Origin of the sequence: Mycobacterium sp. E136 (assembly GCF_001666865.1) — a bacterium.
Classification (GTDB): Bacteria; Actinomycetota; Actinomycetes; order Mycobacteriales; family Mycobacteriaceae; genus Mycobacterium.
The window spans coordinates 1-10,920 of record NZ_LZJE01000129.1; the positions used below are offsets into that span (position 1 = coordinate 1).

The following is a 10,920-nucleotide window of genomic DNA, read 5'->3' on the forward strand; positions in this document are numbered from 1 at the left end:
GGCCGGTCAGGCTGTAGCTGCCGTCGGCGTTCGGCGTCGCCTGCGTGGTGCCCGCGCGCACGTCGGACCCGCCCTGCTTCTCGGTCATCGACATACCCGCGGTGATGCCGACCTTGGTGGTGGGCACCTTCAGTTCGGGGTCGTATTGGCGGCTGGTCAGCAGTGGTTCGTAGACCTTGGCGAGTTCGGGGTTGGCTCGCAGGGCGGGTCCGACGTGCGCGCGGGCACCACGCAGGCGACGCCGAACGCCGACGGCAGCTACAGCCTGACCGGCCACAAGTGGTTCACCTCGGCGCCGATGTGCGACATCTTCCTGGTTCTGGCACAAGCACCCAAGGGGCTGTCGTGCTTCTTCCTGCCGCGGGTCCTGCCCGACGGCAGCCGCAATCGCATGTTCCTGCAGCGGCTCAAGGACAAGCTCGGCAACCATGCCAACGCCTCGTCCGAGGTGGAATACGACGGTGCGACCGCGTGGCTGGTAGGGGAGGAAGGCCGCGGCGTGCCCACAATCATCGAGATGGTCAACCTCACCCGGCTGGACTGCACGCTGGGCAGCGCGACGAGTATGCGCAACGGCCTGACCCGCGCCATCCACCACGCTCAGCACCGAAAGGCGTTCGGCGAGTACCTGATTGACCAGCCTCTGATGCGCAACGTGCTGGCCGACCTCGCCGTCGAGGCCGAGGCGGCGACCATCCTGGCGATGCGGATGGCCGGCGCCACCGACGCGGCGGTGCGCGGTGACGAGCGCGAGACGCTGCTGCGGCGCATCGGACTGGCGGCGGGCAAGTACTGGGTGTGCAAGCGCGCGACCCCGCACGCCGGAGAGGCCATGGAGTGCCTGGGTGGCAACGGCTACGTCGAGGAGTCGGGCATGCCGAGGCTCTACCGCGAGGCGCCGCTGATGGGAATCTGGGAGGGGTCGGGCAACGTCAGTGCGCTGGACACGTTGCGCGCCATGGCCACTCGTCCGGAATGCATCGACGTGCTGTTCGACGAACTCGGTCAGACGACGGGCGCCGATCCTCGTCTCGACGCCCACGTCCAGGCGCTGCGCCCCGCGCTCGGCGATCTCGAAACCATCCAGTACCGCGCCCGTAAGGTCGCCGAGGACATCAGCCTCGCACTGCAGGGCTCTCTGTTGGTGCGCCACGGACACCCCGCGGTCGCGGAGGCGTTTCTCACCACCCGGATGGGCGGGGCCTGGGGCGGCGCGTTCGGAACGCTTCCCACCGGGCTCGACCTCGCGCCGATCATCGAGCGCGCGTTGGTCAAGGGATGACTTTTCCGGCGCAGACGCGAAACTGCCCCTTTTCGCGGGATTTTGGTCACTTTTGCGTCTGCTCGCGAGGGTGAGGTGAGGCGACGATGACGCACGCGATCAGGCCGGTCGACTTCGACAACCTCAAGACGATGACCTACGAGGTCACGGACCGGGTCGCCCGCATCACGTTCAACCGTCCGGAGAAGGGCAACGCGATCGTCGCGGACACGCCGCTGGAACTGTCGGCGTTGGTGGAGCGGGCCGACCTCGACCCGAATGTGCACGTGATCCTCGTTTCCGGTCGGGGAGACGGCTTCTGCGGCGGTTTCGACCTCTCGGCGTACGCGGAGGGTTCGTCGTCGGCGGGAGGCGGCAGCCCCTACCGTGACACGGTGCTGTCCGGCAGGACGCAGGGGGAGAACAGCCGGCCCGACCAGCCGTGGGATCCGATGATCGACTACCAGATGATGAGCCGGTTCGTCCGCGGCTTCTCCAGCCTGATGCGTTGCGACAAGCCGACAGTGGTCAAGATCCACGGCTACTGCATCGCCGGCGGCACCGACATCGCGCTGCACGCTGACCAGGTGATCGCCGCCGCCGATGCCAAGATCGGCTACCCGCCCACCCGCGTTTGGGGTGTGCCCGCAGCCGGCATGTGGGCACATCGGCTCGGGGACCAGCGAGCCAAACGCCTTCTGCTGACCGGTGATTCGATCACCGGCGTGCAGGCCGCCGAATGGGGGCTCGCGGTGGAGGCACCGGCGCCCGAGGATCTCGACGAGCGCACCGAACGGCTGGTCGAGCGCATCGCGCGGGTTCCGGTCAACCAGCTCATCATGGTCAAGCTGGCGATGAATTCGGCGCTGTACAACCAGGGCACCGCGAACAGCGCGATGATCTCCACGGTGTTCGACGGGATCGCCCGGCACACGCCGGAAGGGCACGCATTCGTCGCGCTGTCACGCGAGCAGGGGTTCCGCGAAGCCGTTCGCCAGCGCGACCAACCGTTCGACGATTACGGCCGCAAGGCCTCCGGGGTCTGATGCCGAAGTCGCTGTCGCGGATGCCGGCTCGCTCCGTCGTGCTGAGCGTGCTGCTCGGCGCGCACCCGGCCTGGGCCACCGCAAGCGAGCTCATCAGGCTCACCGCCGATTTCGGCATCAGGGAGTCAACGGTGCGCGTCGCGTTGACGCGGATGGTCAGCGCAGGCGATTTGGTGCGGTCCGAGGACGGCTACCGATTGTCGGACCGTCTGATGGCGCGTCAACGCCGTCAAGACGACGCGATCGATCCGCGGCTGCGTCCGTGGACGGGTGACTGGACCACAGTGGTGATCACCAGCGTCGGCACCGACGCCCGGGCCAGGGCCGGTCTGCGAAGCACGTTGCACGACGGCCGGTTCGCCGAACTGCGCGAGGGAGTGTGGCTGCGGCCCGACAACCTGGACACGGCGCTACCGCCGGATGCCCTGCAACGCGTGCGCGTGCTCGTGGCCCGCGACGCCGAGCCCGCAGAGCTGGCGGCGCGATTGTGGGACCTACCCGCGTGGGCGTGCACGGGTCGGGCCTTGCTCGACGAAATCGCTTCGGCGCCAGATGTACCCGCGCGGTTCGCCGTGGCGGCCGCGATCGTCCGCCACCTGCTCACCGACCCGGTGCTGCCGGAAGAACTGCTGCCCGACGGCTGGCCCGGCGCCGCGTTGCGTCAGGCCTACAACGACTTCGCCGCGGAGCTGTCCGCGCGGCGCGACAGTACTCGATCGTCACTCACGCGACGTGACCAACTGATGGAGGCGACATGACCGGTGGAGTGCGCGTCGAGAAGGACGGAGCCGTCACGACGGTGATCATGAATCGCCCGGAAGCACGCAACGCCGTCAACGGTCCGGCGGCCGCTGAGTTGTACGCGGCGTTCGACGAGTTCGACAAAGACGACTCGGCCGCCGTCGCGGTGCTGTGGGGTGACAACGGAACATTCTGCGCAGGAGCCGATCTCAAGGCGTTCGGAACACCGGACGCCAATCCGGTGCATCGCAGCGGACCCGGGCCCATGGGGCCGAGCCGAATGGTGTTGTCCAAACCGGTGATCGCCGCCGTGAGCGGATACGCCGTGGCCGGCGGCCTGGAGCTGGCGTTGTGGTGCGATCTGCGCGTCGTCGAGGAGGACGCGATCATGGGCGTGTTCTGCCGACGCTGGGGCGTACCGCTGATCGACGGCGGAACCGTGCGGCTGCCACGACTCATCGGCCACAGCCGCGCAATGGATCTCATCCTGACCGGCCGCGCCGTCGACGCGCCCGACGCCCTGGCTATGGGCCTGGCCAATCGCATGGTGCCCAAAGGTGAAGCGCGCCAACGGGCCGAGGAACTGGCCGCCGAACTGGCCGGGTTGCCGCAGCAGTGCATGCGCGCCGACCGGCTATCGGCGCTCAACCAGTGGGGCCGCTCGGAGGCCGAGGCGATGGACTTCGAGTTCGGCAGCATGTCCCGCGTCGCCGCCGAATCCCTAGAAGGGGCCGCCCGTTTCGCCGCCGGTGCGGGCAGGCACGGCGCGAGCGCCTGAGAGCGCCTGATCAGCCCTTGGAGATCTTGTTGTTGTTGCCGGTGTCGTTGACCTTCGGATCGCCGTCTTTGTAGGTCACCGTGTTGTTGAGACCGACGACGCTGATCTCCTTGTCGACCTTCTCGAAGGTGACCTTGTTGTCGGCGCCGCCGATGTTCACGTTCGCGCAGGCGCCCTTGACGGTCAGCGTGTTGTTCGACCCGCCGATGTTCAGCGATTTCCCGTCGGCGCAGTCGATGTCGGCCGTCGTGCCGAACGAGCCGTAGTTGATCGTGTTGCCGACTTCGACCTGAGCGCCCGACGAGCCCGCCGTCGCGGTCGGGGTGTTGGTGTCGGAACTCTCGGATCCGCAGCCGGCGAGCAGAAGCGCCGCAGCGGCAGCACCGACGAGGGGATAGGCGATGGATGTGGCGCGCATGCTCATGCGGGTACCCGGTTGATGCGGTTGGTCATCCCCAATTCGCGTCCACGGTCCAAGATGAGCGGGTTGCCGTTCTTGTACAACACCGTCTGATCCCAGCCGTACACCGTGATGTCGTTGATCACGTTGTCGGCGACGACGACGTTGCCGTTGCCCTGCATCGTCACCGCCCAACAGTTCCCCAAAGTGGTGATCCGATTGTTCGCGCCGTTGACGAGCAAGGTGGAGTCGGCGCAGTCGATCGTGTCGACGATGCCGATGCCCGTGATTGTGGTGTCGGTTCCCCGGTGCGCGCCGACGACGCTGTTGTCGGCGCACTGACGCAACAACGGGTTGCAGACCACCGGCTCCGCCTGCGCGACGGGAGCGGCGAGGATCAGCGGAAACACCGTGGCCGATGCCGCAAGTGATCGGGCTGCAACAGTCCACATCATGGACAAGAGCGTACGTTGCCGCGTTGCGCTGTTGGGATGGTTCACCCGAGTCGCTATTAACGGTTGTGCTGGGTAGCGTGAGCGGCGATGCATTCGCGGTTCGGTCCGATTGCTGTCGCGGCGGTCGTAGCGGTGGTGGCGGTGGCGGGGTGTGCTGAGACCGTCAACGGAACCGCGCAGCGCGCCACCCCCGGCGTCCCCGATCCCGACCGCGACTACGGCTACGTCGACGACCGCTGCGGGCTGCTCGACGACGAGACCGTCCAGGAGATCCTGGCCGCCGAGAACGTCGTGCGGCCCTACAGCGGTGCGGTCTGTCAGTACGTCCTCTTTCGCGGAGACGTGACGATCGACGCGACGTACTCCTGGTTCGAGCACGGAAGCCTCGACCGGGAGCGCGCGCTCGCCGACGAGCGTGGCGCGCAAATCACCGAGACGGACATCGAGCGCCACCCGGCCTTCGCGGCTCGGCGCGACATCACCGGCGCGGCGTGCTCGGTCACCGCCGCGGCGGGCAGCGGAGTCCTCAGCTGGTGGGTGCAGTTCCGCGATCAGCGCGTCGGCGATCCGTGCCAGGAGGCGCAAAAGCTGTTGTCGGCCACCCTGAAATCGGAGATGTGACCGTGTCCGCCCGGTGGATTCGCCGACTGGCCGCGTTGTCCGCGTGCGCCGCGCTGTTGACAGCTTGCGGGTCGTCCGACGAGTCACCGACGTCCTCACCGACCGCCAAGCCCGGCGGCGGATTCCGCAGTGGCGACTGCAACGGCATCACCGACGCAGACATCGCCGCGGCGGTCGGCTCGGAGGAGTTCACCAAGGCGGTCGTCAGCGACGCGGGCTGCTTCTGGCAGGAGAACACGGTGTTCGGCACCGTCGGCGCCGGGATGGGCATCTCGACCTGGTGGTATCGCGGCAGCGACATGGACACCGAGCGGACGCTCGAACAGCAGGCCGGCCGCACGCTGACCGAACTGTCCGTCGACGGCAACAAGGGCTTCAAGGCGTTCGACGCGAACGCCTGTAGTTTCTATGTGGCCAAGGACGGCGACGTCATCACGTGGTCCATCCAGACGATGAACCCCGCGACACTGCCGGATCTGTGCTCGATCACCGAACAGCTCGCCGAGCTCAGCCAAGAGCGCGTCAACTGACTCGAAGGGAACTAGAGGTGTTAGTTTTTTCCGGGAATCGACGACGGCAAGGGGGCGAAGCGCGCATGGCCCAGCCCTCGAGCACGCCCGCCAGGAGAGCGCCCCGGCTCAGTCGCGAATCGATCGTCAACGCCGCACTGACATTCCTGGACCGTGAAGGTTGGGACGCGCTGACGATCAACGCGCTCGCCACCCAGCTCGGCACCAAGGGGCCGTCGCTTTACAACCACGTCAACAGCCTCGAGGACCTGCGCAGAACGGTGCGGATGCGCGTCGTCGGCGACATCATCGGCATGCTCACCAACGTCGCCGAGGGCCGCACCCGCGACGATGCGGTGACCGCGATGGCCAGCGCCTACCGCAGCTATGCCCATCACCATCCGGGGCGCTATTCGGCGTTCACCCGGATGCCGCTGGGCGGCGACGACCCCGAATTCACCGAGGCCACCCGGGCGGCCGCGGCGCCCGTCATCGCGGTCCTGGCGTCCTACGGTCTCGAGGGTGAGAACGCGTTCTATGCCGCGCTGGAGTTCTGGTCGGCCATGCACGGATTCGTGCTGCTGGAGATGACCGGGGCGATGGAGGGTATCGACGCCGACGCCGTGTACAGCGACATGGTGATGCGGTTGGCGTCCGGGATGGAGCGCCGGTAGCTGCGCGTGCCGGCCATCCGGGAGAAGGTAACCTGACCTGCGGTTAGGGCGCAGCCGACGGGTTTGGAGCGCTGCCCCTGTGCTGGTATTGTGGACGATCGTGCCTGGCAGATAAGGCGCTTTGCGGGTGCGTTTACCGAAGGGACCCGCTGAGCGTGCCTGCACGCCGGGCCAATTCGCATGTCGCCATGCTCTGAGAATTGAGGCAATGCCTTCGAATTGCTTCGGGCGGGCGCGTGCGACACACCCGGTCGCGGGGTACGCAACCGGGGCAAAACAGCAGTACAGAGACTTGACCAGAACTTAAGAAGCAGCAACACAGAAAGCCGGTAGATGCCAACCATCCAGCAGCTGGTCCGCAAGGGTCGCCACGACAAGCCCGCGAAGGCGAAGACCGCGGCCCTCAAGGGCAGCCCGCAGCGCCGCGGAGTGTGCACCCGCGTGTACACGACCACCCCGAAGAAGCCGAACTCGGCACTTCGGAAGGTCGCGCGCGTCAAGCTGACCAGCGCGGTCGAGGTCACCGCCTACATCCCGGGCGAGGGCCACAACCTGCAGGAGCACTCGATGGTGCTGGTCCGCGGCGGCCGTGTGAAGGACCTGCCGGGTGTGCGCTACAAGATCATCCGCGGCTCCCTGGACACCCAGGGCGTGAAGAACCGCAAGCAGGCGCGTAGCCGTTACGGCGCGAAGAAGGAGAAGAGCTGATGCCGCGCAAGGGACCGGCACCCAAGCGTCCGTTGGTCAACGATCCGGTCTACGGGTCGCAGCTGGTCACCCAGCTGGTCAACAAGGTTCTGCTGGACGGGAAGAAATCGCTGGCCGAACGCATTGTTTATGGTGCGCTCGAACAGGCCCGCGAGAAGACCGGCACCGATCCGGTGGTCACCCTCAAGCGCGCTCTGGACAACGTCAAGCCGGCACTCGAGGTTCGCAGCCGTCGCGTCGGTGGCGCCACCTATCAGGTTCCCGTCGAGGTGCGTCCGGATCGCTCGGTCACGCTGGCACTGCGGTGGCTGGTCAGCTTTTCCAAGGCCCGCCGCGAGAAGACCATGATCGAGCGCCTGGCGAACGAGATCCTCGACGCCAGCAATGGCCTGGGTGCCGCCGTTAAGCGGCGTGAGGACACCCACAAGATGGCCGAGGCAAACCGCGCCTTCGCGCACTACCGCTGGTGATAGCCGCCGGCGTGCAGTGTTGCCGCCGGCGCAATGACCACACAGCAACTACCAAGCGAGAGAGAAGACTTCTGTGGCACAGAAGGACGTGCTTACCGACCTGAACAAGGTCCGCAACATCGGCATCATGGCCCACATCGATGCCGGCAAGACGACGACGACCGAACGCATCCTGTACTACACCGGCGTCAACTACAAGATCGGTGAGACGCACGACGGCGCTTCGACCACGGACTGGATGGAGCAGGAGCAGGAGCGGGGGATCACCATCACCTCCGCGGCCGTCACGTGTTTCTGGAACGACAACCAGATCAACATCATCGACACTCCCGGCCACGTCGACTTCACCGTCGAGGTGGAGCGCAGCCTTCGCGTGCTCGACGGTGCCGTGGCCGTCTTCGACGGCAAGGAAGGTGTCGAGCCGCAGTCCGAGCAGGTCTGGCGCCAGGCCGACAAGTACGACGTGCCGCGCATCTGCTTCGTCAACAAGATGGACAAGCTCGGTGCGGACTTCTACTTCACCGTGCGCACCATCCAAGAAAGGCTGGGTGCGACTCCCTTAGTGATCCAGCTGCCGATCGGCGCGGAGAACGACTTCATCGGCATCGTCGACCTGGTCGAGATGAAGGCCAAGGTGTGGCGCGGCGAGACCGCCCTCGGCGAGAAGTACGAGGTCGAGGACATCCCGGCCGAGCTCGCCGAGAAGGCCGAGGAATACCGGACCAAGCTGCTCGAGACGGTCGCCGAGACCGACGAGGAGCTGCTGGACAAGTACGTCGGCGGCGAGGAACTCACCGTTGCCGAGATCAAGGCCGCGATCCGCAAGCTGACCGTCAGCTCCGAGCTGTACCCGGTGCTGTGCGGCAGCGCGTTCAAGAACAAGGGCGTGCAGCCCATGCTCGACGCGGTTATCGACTACCTGCCGTCGCCGCTGGACGTCGAGTCGGTGCAGGGTCACGTGCCCGGCAAGGAAGACGAGGCCATCAGCCGCAAGCCGTCGGTGGACGAGCCGTTCTCGGCGCTGGCCTTCAAGATCGCCGTGCACCCGTTCTTCGGCAAGCTGACCTACGTGCGCGTCTACTCGGGCACGGTCGAGTCCGGCTCCCAGGTGATCAACTCCACCAAGGGCAAGAAGGAGCGGCTGGGCAAGCTGTTCCAGATGCACGCCAACAAGGAGAACCCGGTCGAGCGGGCCTCCGCGGGGCACATCTACGCCGTGATCGGCCTGAAGGACACCACCACCGGTGACACCCTGTCCGACGCCAACGAGCAGATCGTGCTCGAGTCGATGACGTTCCCGGACCCGGTCATCGAGGTGGCCATCGAGCCGAAGACCAAGAGCGACCAGGAGAAGCTCGGCACAGCGATCCAGAAGCTGGCCGAGGAGGACCCGACGTTCAAGGTCCACCTGGACCAGGAGACCGGCCAGACCGTCATCGGCGGCATGGGCGAGCTTCATCTCGACATCCTCGTCGACCGGATGAAGCGCGAGTTCAAGGTCGAGGCCAACGTCGGCAAGCCGCAGGTGGCCTACCGCGAGACGATCAAGCGCAAGGTCGAAAAGGTCGAGTACACCCACAAGAAGCAGACGGGTGGCTCCGGCCAGTTCGCCAAGGTGCTCATCGACCTCGAGCCGTTCACCGGCGAGGACGGCGCGACCTACGAATTCGAGAACAAGGTCACCGGTGGCCGCATCCCGCGCGAGTACATCCCGTCGGTGGATGCCGGCGCCCAGGACGCGATGCAGTACGGCGTGCTGGCGGGTTATCCGCTGGTGAACCTCAAGGTGACTCTGCTCGACGGTGCCTACCACGAGGTGGACTCGTCGGAAATGGCGTTCAAAGTTGCGGGTTCACAGGTGCTGAAGAAGGCCGCGCAGGCGGCCCAGCCCGTGATCCTCGAGCCGATCATGGCGGTCGAAGTGACCACACCCGAGGACTACATGGGTGACGTGATCGGTGACCTGAACTCCCGCCGTGGTCAGATCCAGGCCATGGAGGAGCGATCGGGTGCCCGCGTCGTCAAGGCGCAGGTACCGCTGTCGGAGATGTTCGGCTACGTCGGAGACCTTCGGTCGAAGACCCAGGGCCGGGCAAACTACTCCATGGTGTTCGACTCGTACGCCGAGGTTCCGGCGGCCGTGTCGAAGGAGATCATCGCGAAGGCGACGGGTCAGTGAGAATCGAGGGCCGCCAGGCCCGAGGATCGGAGCTGAGCCGGAGCCGAGCCATGAATGGCGCGAAGGCGACGGGGCAGTAATTCAGACCCGTCGTCACCGCGGCGAGAAACAACTGCAAAGATCAACACTGCTTTAGACAAGCACCAACACAGTCCAGGAGGACCACACAGTGGCGAAGGCGAAGTTCGAGCGGACGAAGCCGCACGTCAACATCGGGACCATTGGTCACGTTGACCACGGCAAGACGACGCTGACCGCAGCAATCACCAAGGTGCTGCACGACAAGTTTCCCGAATTGAACGAGTCGCGCGCATTCGACCAGATCGACAATGCGCCTGAGGAGCGTCAGCGCGGCATCACGATCAACATCTCCCACGTGGAGTACCAGACCGACAAGCGCCACTACGCGCACGTCGATGCCCCCGGTCACGCCGACTACATCAAGAACATGATCACCGGCGCCGCCCAGATGGACGGCGCGATCCTGGTGGTCGCGGCGACCGACGGCCCGATGCCGCAGACGCGTGAGCACGTGCTGCTCGCTCGCCAGGTGGGCGTGCCCTACATCCTGGTCGCGTTGAACAAGGCCGACGCGGTCGACGACGAGGAGCTCATCGAGCTCGTCGAGATGGAGGTCCGCGAGCTGCTGGCCGCCCAGGAGTTCGACGAGGACGCCCCGGTCATCCGCGTGTCGGCGCTCAAGGCGCTCGAGGGTGACGAGAAGTGGGTCAAGTCCGTCGAGGAGCTCATGGAGGCCGTCGACGAGTCGATCCCGGATCCGGTCCGCGAGACCGACAAGCCGTTCCTGATGCCCGTCGAGGACGTCTTCACGATCACCGGCCGCGGCACCGTGGTCACCGGTCGCGTCGAGCGTGGCGTGATCAACGTGAACGAGGAAGTCGAGATCGTCGGCATCCGCCCCGACACCACCAAGACCACGGTCACCGGTGTCGAGATGTTCCGCAAGCTGCTCGACCAGGGCCAGGCCGGCGACAACGTCGGTCTGCTGCTGCGTGGCATCAAGCGCGAGGACGTCGAGCGCGGTCAGGTCGTCGTGAAGCCCGGCACCACCACGCCG

At 66.2% G+C, this 10,920-nt stretch carries 12 protein-coding genes and 2 pseudogenes; 11 read left to right on the forward strand and 3 right to left on the reverse strand.

The window, feature by feature from the left end; translation table 11 throughout:
- A pseudogene (locus A5698_RS27900) lies at positions 1-277 on the reverse strand (hypothetical protein); the annotation flags it as partial.
- Between A5698_RS27900 and A5698_RS08790 the strand changes: the two are divergent.
- The 4 genes and pseudogenes from A5698_RS08790 to A5698_RS08805 form a co-directional block, all read left to right on the forward strand.
- Positions 200-1,282, forward strand: a pseudogene (locus A5698_RS08790) (acyl-CoA dehydrogenase family protein); the annotation flags it as partial. The pseudogenes A5698_RS27900 and A5698_RS08790 sit on opposite strands and share 78 nt — an antisense overlap.
- Before the next feature lie 86 nt (positions 1,283-1,368).
- A complete protein-coding gene (locus tag A5698_RS08795; protein WP_068295591.1) occupies positions 1,369-2,307 on the forward strand; it encodes a crotonase/enoyl-CoA hydratase family protein in 939 nt (312 codons plus the stop codon).
- Entirely contained in the window at positions 2,307-3,065 is a 759-nt protein-coding gene (locus A5698_RS08800) for a PaaX family transcriptional regulator C-terminal domain-containing protein (protein WP_068295593.1), read from the forward strand. Before A5698_RS08795 ends, A5698_RS08800 begins: the two co-directional genes overlap by 1 nt.
- The gene (locus tag A5698_RS08805; RefSeq protein WP_197506716.1) at positions 3,062-3,826 is read left to right on the forward strand and encodes a crotonase/enoyl-CoA hydratase family protein; all 765 of its coding nucleotides are present in this window, start codon (positions 3,062-3,064) and stop codon (positions 3,824-3,826) included. Before A5698_RS08800 ends, A5698_RS08805 begins: the two co-directional genes overlap by 4 nt.
- Before the next feature lie 10 nt (positions 3,827-3,836).
- On the opposite strand, the gene A5698_RS08810 is transcribed toward A5698_RS08805, so the two are convergent.
- Positions 3,837-4,244, reverse strand: a complete 408-nt coding sequence (locus tag A5698_RS08810) for a DUF3060 domain-containing protein (protein WP_068295595.1) — start codon at positions 4,242-4,244, stop codon at positions 3,837-3,839.
- 2 nt (positions 4,245-4,246) lie between these two features.
- A complete protein-coding gene (locus tag A5698_RS08815; protein ID WP_068295597.1) occupies positions 4,247-4,681 on the reverse strand; it encodes a DUF3060 domain-containing protein in 435 nt (144 codons plus the stop codon).
- Between the two features lie 87 nt (positions 4,682-4,768).
- Here A5698_RS08815 and A5698_RS08820 point away from each other — a divergent pair, with 87 nt between their 5' ends.
- The 7 genes from A5698_RS08820 to tuf all read left to right on the forward strand — a co-directional run.
- Entirely contained in the window at positions 4,769-5,302 is a 534-nt protein-coding gene (locus A5698_RS08820) for a DUF3558 domain-containing protein (protein ID WP_068295599.1), read from the forward strand.
- A gap of 2 nt (positions 5,303-5,304) precedes the next feature.
- Positions 5,305-5,832, forward strand: coding sequence for a DUF3558 domain-containing protein (locus A5698_RS08825; RefSeq protein ID WP_068295607.1), 528 nt, complete (start codon positions 5,305-5,307; stop codon positions 5,830-5,832).
- Between the two features lie 65 nt (positions 5,833-5,897).
- On the forward strand, positions 5,898-6,485 hold the full coding sequence (locus tag A5698_RS08830) for a TetR/AcrR family transcriptional regulator (RefSeq protein WP_068295601.1): 588 nt from the start codon (positions 5,898-5,900) through the stop codon (positions 6,483-6,485).
- 333 nt (positions 6,486-6,818) lie between these two features.
- Positions 6,819-7,193: a 30S ribosomal protein S12 gene (rpsL, locus tag A5698_RS08835; RefSeq protein ID WP_064345572.1), complete on the forward strand. Its 375-nt coding sequence runs from the start codon at positions 6,819-6,821 to the stop codon at positions 7,191-7,193.
- Positions 7,193-7,663 carry a 30S ribosomal protein S7 gene (rpsG, locus tag A5698_RS08840; protein ID WP_067090928.1) on the forward strand — a complete coding sequence of 157 codons (471 nt, stop codon included), beginning with the start codon at positions 7,193-7,195 and terminating at the stop codon, positions 7,661-7,663. The genes rpsL and rpsG overlap by 1 nt, the downstream gene beginning before the upstream one ends.
- 73 nt (positions 7,664-7,736) lie before the next feature.
- Positions 7,737-9,842: an elongation factor G gene (gene fusA, locus A5698_RS08845; RefSeq protein ID WP_084792338.1), complete on the forward strand. Its 2,106-nt coding sequence runs from the start codon at positions 7,737-7,739 to the stop codon at positions 9,840-9,842.
- Between the two features lie 169 nt (positions 9,843-10,011).
- Positions 10,012-10,920, forward strand: a 909-nt coding sequence (tuf, locus tag A5698_RS08850) for an elongation factor Tu (RefSeq protein WP_068295603.1), incomplete at its 3' end; no start/stop codon positions are given.